The organism is Haemophilus parahaemolyticus (assembly GCF_002015035.1).
Lineage (GTDB): Bacteria > Pseudomonadota > Gammaproteobacteria > Enterobacterales > Pasteurellaceae > Haemophilus_A > Haemophilus_A parahaemolyticus.
On sequence record NZ_MUXY01000014.1, the window covers coordinates 36,100 to 56,578 of the forward strand.

Below are 20,479 nucleotides of genomic sequence, written 5' to 3' on the forward strand. Positions count from 1 at the left end.
ACAAATGTTATAAAAGAGAGGGAAAATCAAGATTTTCCCTCTCTTTTTTGATTTTTGCTGGAACGGTTTAGCTAAAGTGGGGTACAATCGGTACCATCTTTTCAATTTTAAACTTACCTTTATATAAGGAGCAAAAATGCTTAATTTATCGGCAAAAAATATCCGTCTAAATGGCAGTGCTGCAAACAAAGAAGAAGCAATTAAATTAGTTTCTGCAGGCTTGGTTGCAAATGGCAATGTTGAGAATGGTTATGAAGCAGGTATGTTTGCACGTGAGCAACAAACCTCAACCTTTTTAGGCAATGGGATTGCCATTCCTCACGGCACGTTAGACACGCGTGGTTTAGTGAAAGAAACGGGCGTGCAAATCATCCAATTTCCTCAAGGCATTGAATGGGGTGAAGGCAATACAGCTTATGTAGTAATTGGTATTGCGGCAAAATCGGATGAGCATTTAACCTTACTTCGTCAATTAACCACAGTATTAAGTGATGAAGAAGCGGCTGAAAAATTAGCAAAAACACAAGATGTGCAAGAATTTGCAGACATTTTAAGTGGCAAGAAAACCCTTCCTGCGATTGCAGAAGAAAACCTTTCTTTAAATATCGACACTTCAAGCCTGATTACTTTATCGGCAGTAAATGCGGGTAAGTTACAAGAAAAAGGCTATGTTAATCAACAATTTATCAGCGATGTAGTGGCTCAAGCTCCGCTTGCGTTAGGCAATAATGTGTTTATTGTAGATAGTGCAAAAGGCAATTTAGCCAACGGTATTGCGGTGGCACGTAGTACGCAAGGTCAAACTTTAGTCAGTGTTGCGACTGTTGATAGCGGTTTAGAAATACAGCTTGCTCGTCTATTAAATGCGGAAACTCGCACTCAATTAGCAGCAGCCACAGCAGCACAAATCGTGGCGTTATTCAACGGTGAAGCGGTATCTGTTTCTGCAAATCCTGCAGAAAATTCGACCGCTTCTTCAGCTGGTCAAGTGATTGGTACATTTACCGTACGTAACGAAAACGGGATTCACGCTCGCCCATCTGCGGTTTTAGTACAAACGTTAAAACCATTTGCAGCGAAAATTACAGTGGAAAACTTAGATCGTGGCACAGCTCCAGCGAATGCGAAAAGTACAATGAAAGTGGTCGCACTTGGTGCTTCGAAAGGTGCTCGTTTACGTTTTGTGGCGGAAGGCGAAGATGCTCAACAAGCAATGGAAACGCTTGCGAAAGCGTTTGAAACAGGCTTAGGCGAAAGTGTGTCATTCGTACCAGAAGTGGCTGATACTATCGAAGGTAACGTAGCTCAAACTGCACCAACTACCACTCAACCCGTAGCAAAACAAACACCTGTTTTAGCTGAAGGGGCGTTAGAAGCAACGTTTGTGATTCAAAACGAACACGGCTTACACGCTCGTCCAAGTGCGGTGTTAGTCAATGAAGTGAAAAAATATGCTTCAAAAATTGAAGTGCAAAATGTTGATAAAAACTCACCGCTTGTAAGTGCAAAAAGCTTAATGAAGATCGTGGCACTTGGTGTCACCAAAGGCACAACTTTACGTTTTGTGGCAACGGGTGAAGATGCACAAGTAGCATTAGATGGCATTGGTGCTGCAATTGCGGCTGGTTTAGGCGAGAAATAAGGCGGTAAAAATGCGTATTGCAACGGTAACATTAAATCCTGCCTTTGACTTAGTCGGTCGCTTGGCACGTATTGAAATTGGTGAAGTAAACACGGTGGAAACCCTTGGTTTATACCCAGCGGGTAAAGGCATCAATGTAGCGAAAGTATTAGCCGATTTAGGTGCCAAACTTTCTGTAACAGGCTTTTTAGGCGAAGAAAATCAAGGCGATTTCGTGCAAGCTTTTGCTCAAAATGGCGTAGATGACAAATTCTACCGCATTGCTGGTAAAACACGTATTAACGTGAAAATTACTGAAACAGAAGCGGATGTAACGGATCTTAACTTCTTAGGTTTTGAAATTAGCGAACAAGATTGGGAAGCCTTTACTCGCCAAAGCCAAACTTGGGAAAGTCAATATGATTTAGTAGCAGTGTGTGGTTCACTTCCGCGTGGCGTAACGCCTGAGCAGTTTGCAGCTTGGTTAGAAAGCCTCCATCAACAAGGCTTAAAAGTGGTGTTAGATAGCTCAAATGCAGCATTAACTGCAGGTTTAACCGCTCATCCTTGGTTAGTGAAGCCAAACCGCCGTGAATTAGAAGTTTGGGCGGGGCGTTCATTACATACAATTGAAGAAGTGATCGAAGCCGCTGAACAATTGCGTTCGCATGGTATTGAACACGTGATCATCTCAATGGGCGAAAAAGGTTCTGTATGGCTTAACGGCGAAGGTGTATTACAAGCTCAGCCACTACGTTGTGAAAATGTGGTGAGTACCGTTGGTGCAGGCGACTCAATGGTGGCAGGCTTAATTTACGGTTTCAGCCAAGGTTGGAGTAAAGAGAAAACCTTAAGTTTTGCAAGTGCAACATCTGCCCTTGCGGTTTCACAAAGCAACGTAGGCATTAGCGATAAACAGGCGTTAGAGCAAATTTTAGCCCAAGTGAAATTAACTAATTTATTAACTTTTTAATAGGAATAGCGTATGAATTTCTCATTTATTTTTCCTGCACAACTGGGCAAAGCATGTGCTTTTCTGGTGAATGAAGCACTGAGTGCAGCAGCAAAACAGCAAGGGCATTCTGTGGTTGCTGCAGATCAAGCTGATTTCATCGTGTTATTTGACGATCAAATTCCAGCGACAGCAGCAGGCAAAAAAGGGGCACAGCTTGAGTTAGAAAAAGCCTTTGCAAACCCAGAAGCAGCCATCAAACAAGCGGTAGAAAATGCAAAAATATTTGCAAATGTGACCGCTTCATCATCGCTTTCATCAAGTGGTGTGAAAAACATCGTGGCGGTAACGGCTTGTCCAACGGGCGTGGCTCACACTTTTATGTCAGCTGAGGCAATTGAAAATTATGCTAAAGCTCAAGGTTGGAACGTACGTGTAGAAACTCGTGGACAAGTCGGTGCAGGTAACCCTATTACCCCTGAAGAAGTGGTAGCAGCCGATCTAGTCTTTGTGGCAGCAGATATTGATGTACCATTAGATAAATTCAAAGGTAAATTGATGTATCGTACTTCAACAGGCTTAGCGTTGAAGAAAACGGCACAAGAGTTTGAAAAAGCGTTCAAAGAAGCGAAAGTGTTTGAAGGTGCAGCAACGAGTGCGGCAACAGAAACCAAAACCGAAGAGAAAAAAGGTGTGTACAAACACTTAATGACGGGCGTGTCGCATATGCTTCCTCTTGTGATTGCTGGTGGTTTATTGATTGCCGTTTCCTTTATGTTTGGTATTGAGGCATTCAAAACTGATGATTTCGCAGGCTTGCCAAAAGCGTTAATGGATATTGGCGGCGGGGCGGCATTCCACTTAATGATTGCCGTATTCGCAGGTTATGTGGCGTTCTCAATTGCTGACCGTCCAGGTTTAGCAGTAGGTCTTATTGGTGGGATGTTAGCTACCACTGCGGGAGCGGGTATATTAGGCGGTATCGTTGCAGGTTTCCTTGCGGGTTACGTGGTGCAATTCCTAAACAGCATCATCAAATTACCACCAAGTTTTACCTCGCTTAAACCAATCTTAATTCTGCCATTATTCGGTGCCACCATCGTGGGTTTATTGATGATCTATGTCATCAACCCACCAGTAAAAGCGTTGATGGACGCATTAGTGGATTGGTTAAATACAATGGGTCAAACCAATGCGGTGATTTTAGGTCTTATTCTTGGTGCGATGATGTGTGTTGATATGGGCGGACCAGTAAACAAAGCGGCTTATACCTTCGGTGTGGGCTTAATCGCTTCTCAACAATATGTACCAATGGCAGCGGTAATGGCGGCAGGTATGGTGCCACCAATTGGTATGGCAATTGCGAGCTTCCTTGCTCGCTCTAAATTTACCGCAAACCAACGCGATGCAGGTAAAGCTTCATTTGTATTAGGTTTATGCTTTATCTCTGAAGGGGCATTACCATTCGTTGCGGCAGATCCTGTGCGTGTGATCATCTCATCTATATTAGGTGGTGCAACAGCTGGTGCAATCTCAATGGGCTTAGGTATTACCCTTCAAGCACCGCACGGTGGTTTATTTGTGATTCCATTTGTTTCACAACCGTTGATGTACTTAGGTGCAATCGCATTAGGTTCAGTGGTAACAGGTGTAATTTACTCTGTTATTAAACAAAAAGCGGCAGAATAATTCTGAACTTTTGCAAATAGCCTCTTAGCACGTGTTAAGAGGCTATTTTACTTTCCATCTTTACTTATCTTTTTTCGGCTTTGACTTTTAAAAACTTCGCTTTTGTGCTATTTTCTACACCAATTTTTTACCCTTTTTCGGAATAGAACAAAATGAACTTAACAACAAAACAAAGACAATTTTTGAAAGGCTTGGCACACCATTTAAGCCCTGTGGTTATGCTGGGTGGCAACGGTTTAACTGAAGGCGTGTTGGCTGAAATTGATAACGCATTAAATCATCATGAATTGATCAAAGTGAAAATTGCAGGTGCAGATCGTGAAGTAAAACAGCTCATTATTGATGCGATCGTGCGTGAAACCAAAGCAGTAAATGTGCAAACGATCGGTCATATTTTAGTGCTTTATCGCCAAAGTGATGACAAAAAAATCACTTTACCAAAAGCAACAAAATCAATTTAATTAAAATGGGCAGCCTTTTGAGGTCATCAGGGCATATGCCCATTTTCTCTTTTTAAACACTATTATGGTTAATAAACTCTCTTTTTATACCGCTTTAATGCTTTGTATTCCGCTCTTTGTCTGGGCAACAGGTTGGCATTGGGTTAATGATGCTCATTTAATTTCAGGCTTCGATACCTTTATGTATTTCTTAACCGAAAGCGGTTCAGCTCCTTATGCTTTGATTACCTGCGTTGTGTTTATGTTATGGCTAATGAAATTAGCGGCAAAACGTTACTCTTGGATTTTAGTGGGGGCAATTTGTGCTACTTCTGTGATCGGCACGCAAGCGATAAAAACAGTTGCAAAAAATGTATTTGCAGAGCCGCGCCCTTATGTGGTGCAAATGATGGGGGGAGAAGCACAAGCTGAGCAATTTTATGAACTTTCACGTGATGAACGAGCGGTATTAGTCGCACAGCACTACCAAAACCACAATTTCCCGCTGGTGGCAAAACATCGTGAAGGGGAAACAGGCTATTCATTCCCATCAGGACATACGATTTTTGCGGTTTCGTGGCTGCTCCTTTTTGCGGGCTTATTAATCGGAATACGTTCACAAGCGGTCGTTTTTGCCCAAGGTTTTGCATTAGTTTGGGCAGCGTTAATGTTAATCAGCCGTTTGCGTTTTGGCATGCATTATCCAATCGATCTCTTTATTAGCACCCTGATTGCGTGGATATTCCATTGCATCCTCTTTATTTGGATTATCCCTTTTGCTGAAAGATTTTCATTATTTAAAAAACGAGGTTAATTATGGCAGTTTATTACGGCTTAGACATCGGTGGCACAAAAATTGAGCTTGCGGCTTTCAATGAAAAATTGGAAAAACTGTATAGCGAACGCGTGCCAACCCCGCAAACAAACTATGAAGATTGGCTTTACACCATCGAAACATTAGTGCGTAATGCAGATGAAAAATTTGGTGAAAAAGGCTTTGTTGGCTTAGGGCTACCAGGCTTTGTAAACCGTGAAACTGGCGTGGGTGAAATTACTAATATTCGCGTAGCCGATGGTAAAACTATCTTAAAAGATTTAAGCGAACGCTTAGGGCGTGAGGTGCGCGGCGAAAACGATGCAAACTGCTTTGCTCTTTCTGAAGCCTGGGATGAAAACAACAAGCAATACTCCACCGTGCTTGGTTTAATTATAGGCACAGGCTTTGGCGGTGGCTTAGTATTTGATGGCAAAATTCACTCAGGTCATATTGGTATGGCGGGAGAAGTGGGTCATATGCAATTAGACTACCACGCTTTAAAACTACTTGGTTGGGATCACGCACCAATCTATGATTGCGGCTGTGGCAATCGTGCCTGTTTAGATACCTATCTGTCAGGTCGTGGCTTTGAAATGTTGTTCCAATCTTTAGAAAAAGAGACAGTAAAAGCGAAAGAAATTATTGAGCGCTTCTACGCAAAAGAGCCGAAAGTGGTGGCATTTGTTGAGAAATTTATCGAATTGATGGCGATCTCAATTGGTAACTTAATTACCATTTTAGACCCTGATATGATCGTCTTTGGCGGTGGTTTATCAAACTTTGATTACATTTACGAGGCACTACCAAAAGCGTTACCACCGCATTTAATGCGTACGGCAAAAGTACCAGTGATCAAAAAAGCGATCCACGGTGACTCAGGCGGCACACGTGGAGCAGCTGCGTTGTTCTTAAAATAAATATATGATCTAGGGTAATAACAAGTTGAGGTTGGTTGATTAATTTCTTCGTTAATTGCTACTGCTAAATCTCCCCTCCCCCTCTTTGCTAAAGAGGGGATTGTTATAGCAAAATTAGATTTTCACGTCCAACATCAACATTGTAAAAATTGAGAATATAAATAAGCCAACAACTATCAATTTATTAAAGAATCTCCCCTCTTTAGCAAAGAGGGGGAGGGGAGATTTGGCAGAAGATAAAACAAAGAGAGTAAAATATAAAAGGAAAAATATGCTAAACATTACCCCCATCCCCGCTCTATCGGACAACTACATTTGGGTTATTGCTCAAGAGAGCCAAGCTATTATTGTTGATCCTTCCGAAGCTAAGCCTGCATTAGATTATCTTGCAAAACATTCGCTAAATTTAACCGCAATTTTGCTTACTCATAATCACCATGATCATGTGGGAGGTGTGGATGCAATTAAGCAACAATACCCAAGCATTGCCGTCTACGGTTCGGCAGAGTGCCAAACATGGGCGAATGAAATTGTTCAACCTGAACAGCATTTAGAACTGTTTGGCTATGATGTTCGCGTGATTGAAAGTGCAGGGCATACCGAGCAGCACGTAAGCTACCTGTTTGGCAATGAATACTTATTTTGTGGCGATGCATTATTCTCTGCGGGTTGTGGTCGCATATTTACAGGTAATTACCAAGCCGAATTTGAAGCTCTTCAACGCTTTAAAGCCTTACCAAGTTTTGTCGAAATTTTTCCTGCTCACGAATATACAGCAAGTAATTTAAAATTTGCTGAAACGGTGATGAAGCCGAGCTGTGCTTTCTTTGAATATCAAGAATTAGCGTTAATGAAACGTGAACAACATCGTCCAACTTTGCCAACAACGCTTGAAAAAGAGTTAGTAATTAATCCGTTTTTACAGGTAGAAACATTGGAAGAGTTTATCAAATTGCGTCAGAAGAAAGATAATTTTTAGTGATTTTTCCTAAAAAATGATAGGATTAATCTTTAAATAATATGAAATAATATAAAAAATGAAAGACACTCTACGTATTGCAACTCGCCAGAGCCCATTAGCACTTTGGCAGGCGAATTTTGTTAAAGCAGAATTAGAAAAACATTTCCCTGAATTAAGCGTCGAACTAGTCACAATGGTGACCAAAGGCGATATTATTTTAGATACGCCACTGGCAAAAATTGGCGGTAAAGGCTTGTTCGTGAAAGAGCTGGAGTTGGCACTGTTAGAAAATCGAGCAGACATCGCTGTGCATTCGATGAAAGATGTGCCGATGAGTTTCCCTGAAGGTTTGGGATTGGCGGTGATTTGTGAGCGTGAAGATCCGCGTGATGCTTTTGTTTCTAACCATTATGCGAATTTGGACGAATTGCCAGCAGGAGCCGTGGTGGGGACTTCAAGCCTACGACGCCAATGTCAGTTAATGGCGAAATATCCACATTTAACTGTGAAATCATTGCGCGGTAACGTGGGAACGCGTTTAAGCAAGTTAGACAATGGCGAATATGATGCGATTATTTTAGCTTCGGCAGGTTTAATCCGCTTAGGAATGCCTGAACGCATCAAAAGTTTTATCTCCGTTGAGCAATCGTTGCCTGCGGCGGGGCAAGGTGCGGTGGGAATTGAGACCCGCATCAATGATGAACGCATATTGAACTACCTTGCAAAGTTAAACCATGAAACGACCGCTTGTTGTGTGAAGGCAGAACGTGCAATGAACACTCGCTTGCAAGGTGGTTGCCAAGTGCCAATCGGTGGTTTTGCGACCATTAAAAATGGCGAAATTACTTTGAATGCTTTAGTTGGAGCATTAGATGGTTCGAGCATTATTCGAGCCACAGGCAAAGCACCAGTGAGTGAAGCAGAGCTGCTTGGTGTGAAAATCGCTGAGCAACTACTTGCACAAGGTGCGGATAAAATTCTGGCTGAAATTTATGCTGAATAATTTATGAATGTATTAGTGACTCGCCCCGACGCACGTGGGCAAGAGTTGGTAGAGTTACTCAACCAACAGCAGATTTTCGCTTTGCATCAACCGCTTTTTACGCTAGAAGCGGGGCGAGAATTGCCAATTTTACCTTCGCTTTTTTCACAGCTGAATACAGGCGATTATGTCTTTGCTGTGTCGAAAAATGCGATTGATTTTGCTTATAATACGCTGGCTGAAACAGGTTTTAAATTCCGCCGTGATCTGCAATATTTCTCTGTTGGGATACGAACTGCCAGTTATTTTGCTGAAAAATCAGAACAAGCGGCCAAATTTCCTATCCACTTTGAAAATAGCGAAGGCGTGTTAGAGCTTCCAGAAATGCAAGCACTTGAAGGTAAAAACCTGGTGATTTTACGTGCGGATAGCGGACGAGAATTATTGGCTCAAGAAGCGGTAAAACGTGGAGCAGTGGTACAGAATGTGGAGTGTTATCGTCGCGTGCTGATTTCTGAGCAGCTTTCCGAGAAAATTAGTCTTGCTAAACGTTCGGGCATTGATACCATTGTGATTACAAGCGGTGAAATTTTAGCAATCTTAGTAGAGCAGACGGCTAGTGAAGATCAATCTTGGCTATTTGAGTGCCAAGTTGTAGTAGTGGGCGAGCGAATTGCGACTTTAGCTAAGCAATATGGCTGGGAACGTGATAAGATCATTGTGTCGCAAAAAGCAGATAATCAAACTTTATTAGATGTATTAGTAAACAATAAGCGATAACAGTTTTGTTTTCGTGGAAAGAGGTGATTATGTCAGAAAAAAATACGCCAAATTCAGAAGAAACGCTAGCACAAGCGGTCGAATCTTCAGAAAAATTTGCAGAGAATTTAGCTTCTGCAGGCGTGATGCCTGAAAGAGTTGTAGTGAAAAAGAGTGGCACGGCAATCGGCTTATTAGCTTTATTCGTTGCATTAGCTGTTGGTAGTGCAGGGTATTATTTCGGTGCTGAAAAATTAGCTGAAGTGAATACACAATTGCAGGCTTTAACTAAAGTAGCAAGTGCAGAGAATACTATACAAGCGGTGGATTTTTCAAAAGAAAAAGCACAATTAGATGAGCTTGTAGGTAGTTACGATAAAGCCTTAGAGCGTATCGCTCAATTAGAAAAAGAGCAAGGGGCTTACTCTAGCCAAATCCTTGCATTACAAACTCAAGTTAAGCGAGCTAATTCAACGCAAGCTGACTCAAGTGCGTGGTTGCTCTCGGATGCAAATTTCTTATTAAACAACGCATTGCGTAAGCTCAAGATTGATACCGACGTAGACACTGCTCAAAGCTTGTTAGAAGAAGCAGATGTGGCGTTGGCAAAAGTGACAAATAGCCATTATTTATCTCAAGTGGCTCAAGTTCGTACAGCAATTCAAGCGGATCTCAATAATTTAAAAAGTGTTAACCAAGTCGATCAAAATGGATTAATGCAACGTTTAACAGCATTGGCAAACAATTTGGATGATTTACCGATGTTGGAAAATGAAAGTGTGAATACCACTCAAAATGCGGGCGAAGTGAGTAATTCAATTGACGATTGGCAGCAAAATATTGAGAAAACCGCAAATTCTTTCTTAGATCATTTCATCCGCGTGAGCGACAAAAATAACAATGACGAGAAAGGTTTTATCGCTCCAAATCAAGAAGTTTATTTGCGTGAAAATATCCGCTTACGTTTACAATTAGCCATTTTAGCAATTCCACGTCAGCAGAATGCACTTTACGATAAATCGTTAGAAGCGGTTAGTACTTGGATTCGTAGCTATTTCAATACGCAAAATGAGAATGTGAAAAACTTTCTCAAAGAGTTGGATGAGTTGAGTGAACAATCTATCTATCTTGATGTGCCTGAACAATTGCAGAGTTTAAATGTGTTAAATAACATCTTGAGAAAAGAGCCAGTGCAATTAGACAAGATTGAGATTAAGGAAGAAAAAGAGCTTGTAGAGCCTTCAAAAATAGAAGAAGCTAAAGCTGAACCTGCTCAAGAAACAACAAAAACGGGTGAAAAAGTAAGTGAAAAGCCTGCTGAAAAATCGGATGAGCAATCTACTAAAGATGCTCAAGCACAATAAGGAGGAGCTATGTTTCGTGTTCTCTTTTTAATGTTATTAGTGCTTGCGGCTTTAGTAGCGGGTCCTTATTTGGCTGGGCAGCAAGGTTATGTGCGGATTGAAACTGATACCAAAATTATTGAGATGAGTCTTGTCACCTTAGTACTTTTCTTTGCGGCTGCAATGGCATTGGTTTATGGCATTGAATGGCTTGTTCGTCGATTCTGCCGCTTAAGCAAAGGTTCGTATGATTGGTTTTTGTATCGTAAACAAAAACGAGCTCAACAAGAAACTTTGGAAGGTTTAATGCAAATGAGTGAGGGCAATTATTCTAAAGCCGAGAAATTGTTCAGTAAAAATGCAAAATATGTTGATGAGCCGCTCATTAACTTAATCAAAGCCGCAGAAGCCGCACAACAACGTGGCGACGATTTAGAAGCTAATAAATATTTAATAGAAGCAAGCAAAATTGGAGGCGAAAATAATATCGTTGTAGAATTGGCTCGTGCGAAAATTCTCGTGCAACAAGGTAAATTACCAGCAGCACGTACCGCCATTGATAGCTTATTAGAGCTTACCTCAAACAATAGGGAAGTGTTACGCTTAGCAATTCGTATTTACCAAGATTCAAAAGCCTATATAGCGTTAGATAAAATCTTGGAAAGCATTGGGCAACGCAGTTTCCTTTCCTGTGAAGAGTATGAAGCCCTTGAACATTTCGTAGACGATGGATTACTCGACGAAGTAATGAACGAAACGGGGCAAGAAGGATTACTCAGCTGGTGGGAAGAACAACCAAGCCGCCGTCGTAAATCTGTTTATGCACGCGTAGGATTGATTAAACGCTTAATCGATAGTGAAGATCACGAATCTGCCCAAGAGCTTGCCTTCGAAACGCTCAAAAAATATGAAGATGAGCAACTTGATGGTTTATTCGAACAATTAACCCGCTTGCAAATTGATGAAGGGGCAAAACTCATTAAATTATTGATGAAACGAATGGCAAAAGCCGATGTGCATTACACCGATGGTTACGCTAGAGCATTAGGCTACATTTATGCCCGTGAAGGTGATTTCAGTCGTGCGAAAGATTATTTTGCAAACTTGTTAGAGCACCAAGAATGTATCGCAAACGACCGAATTATGGCGTTATACGTCGCTGAACAAGTAGGCGACACAGAACTTGCCGAGAAAATCCGCCAAATTAACTTGAAGAAAGTGAATATTGCGGAGAAGGTGGAGAGTTAGAAGAGTGAAGTAAAAGTCTAAAATAAAAGAATTTCTAATATTATTGAAAAATAAACTGTAGAAGATCAAACTCAATCTGACAGTCTCCTGTTTAAAAACTCGTGCCTGTCAGATTAATTTAAGTTTAGATTCTTTTCTGCCTAAGTACGTTTCTCCATCTATCAAGTAATGTTTCCATTTGAGTTCTTCCGCAATACATTTTATTTTGTTTCTTATAGACACGCTTTTTCAGATTAGGCATACGTTGATTTTGATTAGTAATTTCAACCCCACCTTGTTCTGCTACTTATTGATAGTGATAAAAGATATCACAACTTATGCCCATAATTTTACAGGTTTGCAAGATGTTACCTAATTCTTTGGATAAATGAAGTAAATCTGTCTTGTATCTACTATGTCAACGGGAAACTCTCACTTTTTATTTTAATTTATTAGATTAAGCCTGAGTTTATTCATATCGAAAGAACTTGGTGGTTGGGAAATGTTCGAAATGGTAAAAAAATATGCACATTTAAATATAGATCATCTATTGGAACACGCAAATAAAGTCGAGATTTACGGTACATTTACGGAAGATTCGAAAAATGAACCAAGATTAAAACTTGTTGCTTAGTTCATAAATAATTGATTTAAAAGTAAATTTATGGCACGCCCTAAAGGATTCGAACCTTTGACCCACGCCTTAGAAGGGCGTTGCTCTATCCAGCTGAGCTAAGGGCGCATTATTAAGATAATTATTTAAGAAAGGATTTCTGAAATTAAAAAAGAGTGGTCGGCGAGATAGGATTTGAACCTACGACCCACTGGTCCCAAACCAGTTGCGCTACCAAGCTGCGCTACTCGCCGATAAGTGGTTTTCATTATAGAGAGATCGATTGGCTTGTCAAATAAAAATCGCTATATTTCTATCAGATGATTGAGTTTTATGCGTTTCTTAAAATTTACTTATCAAAAAGCCTTTTTTTTGAGAAAATAGCAAACGTTTTCATATCATCATCCCCTCATTTAAGGAGAGTTTATGACTGCCAGAATTATTTCAGGTACTGAATTATCTAAAAACATCAAAGCCAATATTGCAACCAAAATTGCGGGACACATTACCCAAGGAAAGCGTGCTCCAGGGTTAGCTGTAATTTTAGTGGGTGAAGATCCTGCATCACAAGTTTATGTTGGCAGTAAACGCCGTAGTTGTGAAGAAATCGGTATTTTTTCTAAATCTTATGACCTACCTGAAACAACATCTGAATCTGAACTACTCTCTTTAATTGATGAACTTAATCACGATAACGCTATTGATGGCATCTTAGTTCAATTACCTTTACCAAAACAGATTGATTCCACCAAAGTTATCGAAGCGATTGCACCACATAAAGATGTGGATGGTTTCCACCCCTACAATGTTGGTCGTTTATGCCAACGAATTCCAACTTTACGCTCTTGCACTCCGTATGGCGTGATGAAACTGCTTGAAAGCACGGGGGTAAATTTATATGGCAAACACGCGGTAATTGTAGGAGCCTCAAATATCGTAGGCAGGCCCATGGCATTAGAGTTATTGTTAGGTGGTTGTACCGTTACAGTAACTCATCGCTTCACACAAGATTTAGAAAGCCACGTTCGCCAAGCAGATATTTTAGTTGTTGCAGTTGGTAAACCTGAGTTTATTAGTGGTAAATGGATAAAAGAAGGTGCGATTGTGATTGATGTAGGGATTAACCGTGGTGCAGATGGCAAACTAAAAGGTGATGTTGCTTTTGCAGCTGCTGCTGAACGAGCTGATTTTATTACTCCTGTACCGGGTGGCGTAGGCCCAATGACGGTAGCTATGTTGATGCAAAATACTTTACAAGCGTATGAACAACACATAGTGAATGCATAATTTTGAGAGCCTAATATTGAATAGTATTAGGCTTTTTTATTTCTATCTCAAGTGGTTAATTTTTACAGCACTTTTACAAAGTGTTAAACTTACTACAATCAAATTTTAAGGAATAACAAAATGAGTGGTGCTGAATTATTGGTCAATGTGACTCCAAGTGAAACTCGGGTAGCATTGGTCGAAAACGGGATTTTAAAAGAGCTTCATATTGAGCGTGAGGCAAAACGCGGGATTGTCGGCAATATTTACAAAGGGCGAGTCACCCGTGTATTACCAGGGATGCAATCGGCTTTTGTGGATATTGGTTTGGAAAAAGCTGCATTTTTACACGCCTCTGATATTGTTTCACATACCGAATGTGTGGACGAAAATGAAAAAAAACAATTTGTGGTAAAAAACATCAGCGAATTAGTACGTGAAGGACAAGATATTGTAGTGCAAGTTGTAAAAGATCCGCTTGGCACAAAAGGGGCTCGCTTAACTACTGATATTACCTTGCCTTCTCGCTATTTGGTCTTTATGCCTGAAAACAGCCATGTAGGCGTTTCGCAACGTATTGAAAGCGAAGCTGAACGAAACCGTTTAAAAGCTCTCGTAGAGCCTTATTGCGATGAATTAGGCGGTTTTATTGTTCGCACCGCAGCGGAAGAAGTAAAGGAAGAAAGCCTTGAGCAAGATGCCGCTTTTTTAAAACGTTTATGGCGAAAAGTGTTAGAACGCAAAGAAAAATACCCTACTAAATCAATGCTTTATGGTGAGTTGGCATTAGCACAGCGCGTATTACGAGATTTTGTTGGCACACATATTTGCTCGATTAAAATCGACTCTAAAACCACCTACGAGCAAGTAAAAGAATTCTTATCAGAATTTATGCCCGAGCTCACAGACAGCGTCAGTCTTTATTCTGGCACACAAACGTTATTCGATGCGTATGGCGTTGAAGAAGCTATTCAACGTGCTTTAGATAAACGAGTGAATCTGAAATCAGGTGGCTATTTAATCATTGAGCAGACTGAAGCGATGACTACGATAGACATCAACACGGGTGCTTTCGTTGGTTCACGTAATTTGGCTCACACCATTTTCAATACGAACATTGAAGCAACGCAAGCTATTGCTCATCAACTGCAATTGCGGAATTTAGGTGGCATCATCATTATCGACTTTATTGATATGCAAGATGAAGAGCATCGTAAGCGGGTACTAGAATCGCTTGAGATGGCATTAAAAGGCGACCGTGTGAAAACTAATGTAAATGGTTTTACTCAGCTTGGCTTAGTGGAAATGACCCGTAAACGCACGCGTGAAAGCCTTGAACACATTCTCTGCTGCGATTGCCCTGCTTGTAAAGGTCGTGGCACGATTAAAACGGTGGAAACGGTTTGCTACGAAATCTTGCGTGAAATCGTGCGAGTTCATCACTTATTCAACACCGAAAAAGTGCGAGTTTACGCTTCAAAAGAAGTAGCAGAATATTTAATCAACGAAGAAAGCCATGCCTCCCTTGCTGAACTTGAAGCCTTCATTGGCAAGAAAGTCGAGGTAAAATTAGAGCCTTATTATCATCAAGATCAGTTTGATGTAGTGGTGATGTAAAGTTACAAGCGGTCAAATTTCGCAAAACTTTTGCCAATTTTGACCGCTTGTTTCCTACCAAATACCAGCAAAATCCGCTATAATTCGAGCGTTTTTTTCCAATTTCAACCCAAATTAAAGGTAATAAAATGTCTGAAGTAGAAAATACAGAATTAGATCTGAATGGTGAGATGATTGCTCGCCGTGAAAAACTAGCCCAATTACGCGAACGTGGTAATCCGTTCCCAAACACTTTCCGTCGTGAAGATAAAGCAGCGGATTTACATGCAAAATACAACGATATTGATGGCGAAGCGCTAAAAGAAAAAGCGATTCCAGCGGTGGTTGCGGGGCGTGTAATGTTACGTCGTGTGATGGGTAAGGCAACTTTTATTACTATTCAAGATGTGAGCGGTCAGATTCAGCTCTATGTGGCACGCGATAATTTACCTGAAGGTGAATACCAAAACACCGTAAGCTTATTGGATTTAGGTGATATCATCGGCGTAAAAGGTACACTGTTCAAAACTAAAACAGGTGAATTAACCGTGCGTGCCAGCGAATTACAGCTTTTAACCAAATCCCTTCGCCCACTACCAAACAAACACAAAGGCTTAACTGACCAAGAAATTCGTTATCGCCAACGTTATTTAGACTTAATTGCGAACGAAGAATCTCGCCGTGCGTTTGTTATTCGTTCAAAAGTGGTGTCGGGCATTCGTCAATTCTTCTTAGATAAAGACTTTATCGAAGTGGAAACCCCAATGTTGCAAGTGATTCCAGGCGGCGCGGCAGCGAAACCATTTATCACGCACCACAACGCATTAGACGTGGATATGTATTTGCGTATTGCCCCTGAGCTTTACTTAAAACGTCTTGTTGTGGGCGGCTTTGAGCGTGTGTTTGAATTAAACCGTAACTTCCGTAACGAGGGCGTTTCAGTTCGCCATAACCCAGAATTCACAATGATTGAATACTACCAAGCGTATGCGGACTACCACGATTTAATGGACAACACCGAAGAATTATTACGCAAATTAGCGATTGATATTCTTGGCACAACCACCGTGCCTTACGGTGAATATACCTTTGATTTCGGCAAACCGTTCGAGCGTATCACTATGCACGATGCGATTGTGAAATACGGCAACGGAATTAAACGCGAAGATTTAGACAATTTCGAAAAATCAGTAGAAATCGCGAAAGGTTTAGGTATTGAAATTCAAAAATCTTGGGGCTTAGGTTCTGTAGTGAATGCCATTTTTGAAGAAGTGGCAGAACATCAATTAATTCAACCAACCTTCTTAATGGCGCACCCTGCGGAAATTTCACCGCTTGCACGTCGCAACGATGAAAACCCTGAAGTGACTGACCGCTTTGAATTATTCATTGGCGGACGTGAAATTGGTAACGGCTTCTCAGAATTAAACGATGCAGAAGACCAAGCAGAACGCTTCCATGCACAAGTAGCAGCGAAAGAAGCCGGCGATGACGAGGCGATGTTCTTTGATGATGACTTCGTGGTAGCCCTTGAACACGGTTTACCACCAACAGCAGGCGAAGGCTTAGGCATTGACCGTTTAGCGATGATTTTCGCAAATGCACCATCTATCCGTGATGTGATCTTATTCCCCGCGATGCGTCAGAAATAAATTAAGTTAAAAAGTGAAAAAAGGTATAATCTGTTGGGATTATGCCTTTTGTTTACTAAAGATACTTAATTAGTTAGTGGTATATACTTTTGTATTTATTCTTATAATGCTTGCTCAACAAAAGCCGCTAATTGAGATTTTGGTAAAGCGCCTACCTGTGTTGCAACCACTTGGCCATCTTTGAAAAGAATTAATGTTGGAATTGAACGAATACCAAATTGTGCTGGTACTTGTTGGTTCTCATCTACGTTCACTTTTGCAATTTTCGCACGACCTGCAAACTCTTCTGTTAACTCATCTAAAATTGGTGCTACCATACGACAAGGACCACACCAAGGTGCCCAGAAATCTAATAATACTGGGACATCAGATTTTAGTACTTCTTGTTCAAATGTTGCATCGGTAACTTGTAAAGTCATAATTAATTCCCTTGTTTACATTATTTTAATAAAAGAAAAACACCACCGAGGAATCAGTGGTGTTCGGCTGGCTTCAAGATAAGGTTTCAACCAGCTAATTTCAAGTCTATTTTTCCAATTGCTTTGATAATTTTATTCTTTATCTTCGGGTAAAATCAGGTTAAGTACAAGAGCTAACACTGAACCTACGGTAATCCCAGACCCAAAGACTTCTTTAAAGAAACTTGGCAATTTATTAAGCAGTTCAGGGCGAGTTGTAACTGCTAAACCACAACCGATGGAAATCGCAATAATTAAACCGTTACGTTTTGAACGCTCTACCTTATCAAGCATTTGAATACCTGCTGCGATAATCATCGCAAACATTACCAAACCAGCACCGCCTAATACAGGGCTTGGAATAGAAACGATTAACGCTCCAAACCATGGGAAAATGCCTGCAAAAACGAGCAATACACCCATTACGGTCACTACGTGGCGACTTGCTACGCCCGTTAGAGAAATTACGCCAATATTTTGGGCGAATGATGAAAATGGTGTTGTAGACATAATTGCTGCAAAGGCAGAGCCTAATCCATCACACAACACACCACCGCGTAAATGTTTACCTGTAATCTCTGTTTGAGTGGCATTACCCAATGCTAAAAAGTTACCACTTGATTCCACAATGGTAACTAAATAAGCAATCGACATTCCAATAATCCCTGAGATAGGGAATGCTAAACCGAAATGTAAAGGTTGAGGAATTGCAACAATTTCTGCATTTTTGACCGCTTCAAAGCTAATCCAACCGAAGGATAATGCCACGACATAGCCTACCATCATACCAATGACGATAGCCGCAGCGGAGAAAATTCCCTTGCCCCATTGAACTAAAATTACCACGAGCACAAGCACAAATGTTGCCATTGCAAGATTAGCTGGATCGGCATAGTTGGCATCGCCTTTTTGACCACCTGCAAACCAATCTACCGCCACAGGGATAAGGCTTAGACCAATCATCATAACGACAACACCGGTTACCACAGGTGGGAATAACTTACGTACATAAGGCATAAAGAAGCTTCCGATGACCATTATCAGTGATCCTACTAATGAAGCTCCTAAAATACCCGCCACGCCGTGTTCACTAAAACCAATTGCCAGAGCTGCCGCCACGAACGTAAAACTGGTGCCCATTACACTTGGTAAACGTAAACCAATAGGACCAATTCCTCGGCATTGAATAATAGTGACAATGCCTGAAACTAAAAGGGCTGCATTTACAAGCACAATGGTGTCTGGCGTTGGAAGTTTTAACACATTGCCTATAACGAGAGGAACAGCAATGATACCACCAAGTGCAGCAAGAAGATGTTGAAGAGCTAAAAGAAGGGTTAATCCGAAAGGAGGTTTTGAATTAACAGGATAACGTAAAGTTTGCATATAAGCCTCAATATAAAAAAACTGAGACGAATTATACGAGCTAGCAGTCAATTACGCAAACGATTGCTAGGTAGATTGTTAGCATTGGGATAATGATTTATGAATCAGAAACACTAAGTAGAATAATAATTGGTATTATGTATATTCAAATAGCTATATTCGCTTATGATGCTCTACTTTAATATTTGAATGTTGATCTATATGACTATCATAATCGGCTTTAAAGCCCTTTAAAATCACGCGGATATTGTTCTCTTTGGCATAAATTGTGGCGAAATCTTCAATTAGTTCTAGTACATCACAAGCAATGTAAGCGGTATGTTCTGCATTAATAATCACCATTGAGTTAGGCTGAATATTTTTAAGCGTTTTTTTGATTGCGGCTTTATTGAGGAATGAAACCTCTTCGGCTAAATCAAGGCGGATTTGCGAAGCATCGGCAAGTTCTTCTCGGCTTAGATAGTAAGCACGTTTCATATTGCCGTGCAGAATAAATAGAATACTGATAACCAAGCCAAGCCCTACGCCTTTGAGTAGATCGAAAAGCACTACCGCAATCATAGTAACGATAAATGGGATAAATTGATAAATGCCTTTATGCCAAAAGTGTTTGAAAACTGTTAGGCGAGTAAGTTTATAGCCAACTAAAATCAATACAGCCGCAAGAGTGGCAAGCGGGATTTGATTCAGAAAAGTAGGAATAGCAAGCACACAAATGAGTAACAAAACACCATGAATAATGGTGGAAAATTTATGTGTAGCTCCTGAGTTGGCATTTGCCGATGAGCGGACAATGACCGCTGTAATAGGCAATCCGCCAAGTAGAGAGGAAATAATATTGCCCACGCCTTGAGCCCGTAATTCTTGATTGGAATCGGTAAGCCGACGTTTTACATCCAATCGATCAGCTGCTTCAATAGAGAGTAAGGTTTCAATAGATGCAACAATCGCAATCGTTCCCCCTGTTACCCAGATAAATGGATGAGTAAACCCACTGAAATCAGGAAAAATTACGAAATCTTTTAAATCTTGCCAAGAAGAGAGAGCAGGCAAATGCACTAGCTGATTTTTAGGTACGGCTAAATGGCTATCTAAAGCAATAAAAAGATTATTTAGCAAGACGCTAACAATCACTGCAATCAACGCGGAAGGAAGTAGTTTTATCTTTTTGAGTTTAGCGGAACGATCCCAACTAAGCATAATGAGTATTGAAAGTAGTGTGATAATTAAAGTGCCAAGATGGATGTTAATGAAAGAATCCGTGCCGTTAAAAAGCAGTTTATCCGTGCCAATCGCATAAGGTATCTGTTTAATGATAATTAAAAACCCAATACCCGCAAGCATTCCTTCAATCACCGCTACAGGAATATAGTTGGTAATGCTACCTGCTCTAATCACGCCTAAAATGAGCTGAATAACGCCTGCAATAATGCCTGCACATAAAAAAAGCTCAAAGCTACCGAGTTGCGTAATTGCACCTAATACAATCGCCACCAAGCCCGCTGCTGGCCCTGCCACACTGATATGCGAAGTGCTCAACCAGCCGATAATAATACCGCCAACAATGCCTGAAATAATGCCCGAAAGCGGTGGAGCACCTGAAGCAAGGGCAATACCTAAACAGAGTGGCAAGGCGACCAGAAAAACCACCAATCCAGAAGCAAAATTTTGTTTAACCAGTGAGGATTTTGAAGTTTTTTGGTGCGCTGTTTGGGGCATAGCGTCCTCGTATAAAATGAAGTAAAAAGGATAAAACAAGCGGTCATTTTACGCCTGATTTTTGCAAAAAATTTTGCTATA

17 protein-coding genes, 2 tRNA genes and 1 pseudogene are annotated in these 20,479 nt (G+C 40.8%); 15 read left to right on the forward strand and 5 right to left on the reverse strand.

What is annotated here, in order from left to right; all coding sequences use genetic code 11:
• Nucleotides 1–136: 136 nt before the first annotated feature.
• The 12 genes and pseudogenes from fruB to B0185_RS10365 all read left to right on the forward strand — a co-directional run.
• Nucleotides 137–1,642 carry a fused PTS fructose transporter subunit IIA/HPr protein gene (gene fruB / locus B0185_RS08185; protein ID WP_005706179.1) on the forward strand — a complete coding sequence of 502 codons (1,506 nt, stop codon included), beginning with the start codon at nucleotides 137–139 and terminating at the stop codon, nucleotides 1,640–1,642.
• Between the two features lie 10 nt (nucleotides 1,643–1,652).
• Nucleotides 1,653–2,594 (forward strand): 1-phosphofructokinase, encoded by a 942-nt coding sequence (gene fruK, locus B0185_RS08190; protein WP_005706172.1) that lies wholly within the window; start codon nucleotides 1,653–1,655, stop codon nucleotides 2,592–2,594.
• A gap of 12 nt (nucleotides 2,595–2,606) precedes the next feature.
• The gene (locus B0185_RS08195) at nucleotides 2,607–4,262 is read left to right on the forward strand and encodes a fructose-specific PTS transporter subunit EIIC (protein WP_005706216.1); all 1,656 of its coding nucleotides are present in this window, start codon (nucleotides 2,607–2,609) and stop codon (nucleotides 4,260–4,262) included.
• Nucleotides 4,263–4,414: 152 nt separating this feature from the next.
• The gene (gene yhbY / locus B0185_RS08200) at nucleotides 4,415–4,723 is read left to right on the forward strand and encodes a ribosome assembly RNA-binding protein YhbY (RefSeq protein ID WP_005706190.1); all 309 of its coding nucleotides are present in this window, start codon (nucleotides 4,415–4,417) and stop codon (nucleotides 4,721–4,723) included.
• 64 nt (nucleotides 4,724–4,787) lie between these two features.
• The gene (locus tag B0185_RS08205; protein WP_005706197.1) at nucleotides 4,788–5,516 is read left to right on the forward strand and encodes a phosphatase PAP2 family protein; all 729 of its coding nucleotides are present in this window, start codon (nucleotides 4,788–4,790) and stop codon (nucleotides 5,514–5,516) included.
• Nucleotides 5,517–5,518: 2 nt separating this feature from the next.
• Nucleotides 5,519–6,436, forward strand: a complete 918-nt coding sequence (gene nagK, locus B0185_RS08210) for an N-acetylglucosamine kinase (RefSeq protein WP_005706169.1) — start codon at nucleotides 5,519–5,521, stop codon at nucleotides 6,434–6,436.
• A 271-nt stretch (nucleotides 6,437–6,707) separates the two neighbouring features.
• A complete protein-coding gene (gloB, locus tag B0185_RS08215) occupies nucleotides 6,708–7,415 on the forward strand; it encodes a hydroxyacylglutathione hydrolase (RefSeq protein WP_005706200.1) in 708 nt (235 codons plus the stop codon).
• Nucleotides 7,416–7,473: 58 nt separating this feature from the next.
• A complete protein-coding gene (hemC, locus tag B0185_RS08220; protein ID WP_005706193.1) occupies nucleotides 7,474–8,400 on the forward strand; it encodes a hydroxymethylbilane synthase in 927 nt (308 codons plus the stop codon).
• A gap of 3 nt (nucleotides 8,401–8,403) precedes the next feature.
• A complete protein-coding gene (locus tag B0185_RS08225) occupies nucleotides 8,404–9,159 on the forward strand; it encodes a uroporphyrinogen-III synthase (protein ID WP_005706168.1) in 756 nt (251 codons plus the stop codon).
• 29 nt (nucleotides 9,160–9,188) lie between these two features.
• Nucleotides 9,189–10,502 (forward strand): uroporphyrinogen-III C-methyltransferase, encoded by a 1,314-nt coding sequence (locus B0185_RS08230; protein ID WP_005706206.1) that lies wholly within the window; start codon nucleotides 9,189–9,191, stop codon nucleotides 10,500–10,502.
• A 9-nt stretch (nucleotides 10,503–10,511) separates the two neighbouring features.
• The gene (locus tag B0185_RS08235; protein ID WP_005706183.1) at nucleotides 10,512–11,729 is read left to right on the forward strand and encodes a heme biosynthesis protein HemY; all 1,218 of its coding nucleotides are present in this window, start codon (nucleotides 10,512–10,514) and stop codon (nucleotides 11,727–11,729) included.
• 448 nt (nucleotides 11,730–12,177) lie between these two features.
• Nucleotides 12,178–12,342 (forward strand): annotated as a pseudogene (locus B0185_RS10365) (site-specific integrase); the annotation flags it as partial.
• Between the two features lie 31 nt (nucleotides 12,343–12,373).
• Here the strand turns inward: B0185_RS10365 and B0185_RS08245 are convergent.
• Together B0185_RS08245 and B0185_RS08250 are read right to left on the reverse strand one after the other, a co-directional pair.
• A tRNA-Arg gene (locus tag B0185_RS08245) sits at nucleotides 12,374–12,450 on the reverse strand.
• Between the two features lie 48 nt (nucleotides 12,451–12,498).
• Nucleotides 12,499–12,575, reverse strand: a tRNA-Pro gene (locus B0185_RS08250).
• A 172-nt stretch (nucleotides 12,576–12,747) separates the two neighbouring features.
• Here B0185_RS08250 and folD point away from each other — a divergent pair.
• The 3 genes from folD to lysS all read left to right on the forward strand — a co-directional run bounded on the left by folD (nucleotide 12,748) and on the right by lysS (nucleotide 16,835).
• A complete protein-coding gene (gene folD, locus B0185_RS08255; RefSeq protein ID WP_005706163.1) occupies nucleotides 12,748–13,608 on the forward strand; it encodes a bifunctional methylenetetrahydrofolate dehydrogenase/methenyltetrahydrofolate cyclohydrolase FolD in 861 nt (286 codons plus the stop codon).
• A gap of 120 nt (nucleotides 13,609–13,728) precedes the next feature.
• Entirely contained in the window at nucleotides 13,729–15,204 is a 1,476-nt protein-coding gene (gene rng / locus B0185_RS08260) for a ribonuclease G (protein ID WP_005706186.1), read from the forward strand.
• Nucleotides 15,205–15,332: 128 nt separating this feature from the next.
• Nucleotides 15,333–16,835 carry a lysine--tRNA ligase gene (gene lysS / locus B0185_RS08265; RefSeq protein ID WP_005706188.1) on the forward strand — a complete coding sequence of 501 codons (1,503 nt, stop codon included), beginning with the start codon at nucleotides 15,333–15,335 and terminating at the stop codon, nucleotides 16,833–16,835.
• Nucleotides 16,836–16,936: 101 nt separating this feature from the next.
• Here lysS and trxA read toward each other — a convergent pair whose 3' ends face one another.
• The 3 genes from trxA to B0185_RS08280 all read right to left on the reverse strand — a co-directional run bounded on the left by trxA (nucleotide 16,937) and on the right by B0185_RS08280 (nucleotide 20,398).
• On the reverse strand, nucleotides 16,937–17,254 hold the full coding sequence (gene trxA / locus B0185_RS08270; RefSeq protein WP_005706202.1) for a thioredoxin: 318 nt from the start codon (nucleotides 17,252–17,254) through the stop codon (nucleotides 16,937–16,939).
• A gap of 132 nt (nucleotides 17,255–17,386) precedes the next feature.
• Entirely contained in the window at nucleotides 17,387–18,679 is a 1,293-nt protein-coding gene (locus B0185_RS08275; RefSeq protein WP_005706175.1) for a nucleobase:cation symporter-2 family protein, read from the reverse strand.
• 153 nt (nucleotides 18,680–18,832) lie between these two features.
• Nucleotides 18,833–20,398 (reverse strand): SulP family inorganic anion transporter, encoded by a 1,566-nt coding sequence (locus B0185_RS08280; RefSeq protein ID WP_005706180.1) that lies wholly within the window; start codon nucleotides 20,396–20,398, stop codon nucleotides 18,833–18,835.
• Nucleotides 20,399–20,479 lie beyond the last annotated feature (81 nt).

Excerpts from the sequence above, each read along its gene's own strand:
- fruB (WP_005706179.1), top strand. The coding sequence starts at position 137 with ATGCTTAATTTATCGGCAAAAAATATCCGTCTAAATGGCAGTGCTGCA.
- fruK (WP_005706172.1), top strand. The coding sequence starts at position 1,653 with ATGCGTATTGCAACGGTAACATTAAATCCTGCCTTTGACTTAGTCGGT.
- B0185_RS08195 (WP_005706216.1), top strand. The coding sequence starts at position 2,607 with ATGAATTTCTCATTTATTTTTCCTGCACAACTGGGCAAAGCATGTGCT.
- yhbY (WP_005706190.1), top strand. The coding sequence starts at position 4,415 with ATGAACTTAACAACAAAACAAAGACAATTTTTGAAAGGCTTGGCACAC.
- B0185_RS08205 (WP_005706197.1), top strand. The coding sequence starts at position 4,788 with ATGGTTAATAAACTCTCTTTTTATACCGCTTTAATGCTTTGTATTCCG.
- nagK (WP_005706169.1), top strand. The coding sequence starts at position 5,519 with ATGGCAGTTTATTACGGCTTAGACATCGGTGGCACAAAAATTGAGCTT.
- gloB (WP_005706200.1), top strand. The coding sequence starts at position 6,708 with ATGCTAAACATTACCCCCATCCCCGCTCTATCGGACAACTACATTTGG.
- hemC (WP_005706193.1), top strand. The coding sequence starts at position 7,474 with ATGAAAGACACTCTACGTATTGCAACTCGCCAGAGCCCATTAGCACTT.
- B0185_RS08225 (WP_005706168.1), top strand. The coding sequence starts at position 8,404 with ATGAATGTATTAGTGACTCGCCCCGACGCACGTGGGCAAGAGTTGGTA.
- B0185_RS08230 (WP_005706206.1), top strand. The coding sequence starts at position 9,189 with ATGTCAGAAAAAAATACGCCAAATTCAGAAGAAACGCTAGCACAAGCG.
- B0185_RS08235 (WP_005706183.1), top strand. The coding sequence starts at position 10,512 with ATGTTTCGTGTTCTCTTTTTAATGTTATTAGTGCTTGCGGCTTTAGTA.
- folD (WP_005706163.1), top strand. The coding sequence starts at position 12,748 with ATGACTGCCAGAATTATTTCAGGTACTGAATTATCTAAAAACATCAAA.
- rng (WP_005706186.1), top strand. The coding sequence starts at position 13,729 with ATGAGTGGTGCTGAATTATTGGTCAATGTGACTCCAAGTGAAACTCGG.
- lysS (WP_005706188.1), top strand. The coding sequence starts at position 15,333 with ATGTCTGAAGTAGAAAATACAGAATTAGATCTGAATGGTGAGATGATT.
- trxA (WP_005706202.1), bottom strand. The coding sequence starts at position 17,254 with ATGACTTTACAAGTTACCGATGCAACATTTGAACAAGAAGTACTAAAA.
- B0185_RS08275 (WP_005706175.1), bottom strand. The coding sequence starts at position 18,679 with ATGCAAACTTTACGTTATCCTGTTAATTCAAAACCTCCTTTCGGATTA.
- B0185_RS08280 (WP_005706180.1), bottom strand. The coding sequence starts at position 20,398 with ATGCCCCAAACAGCGCACCAAAAAACTTCAAAATCCTCACTGGTTAAA.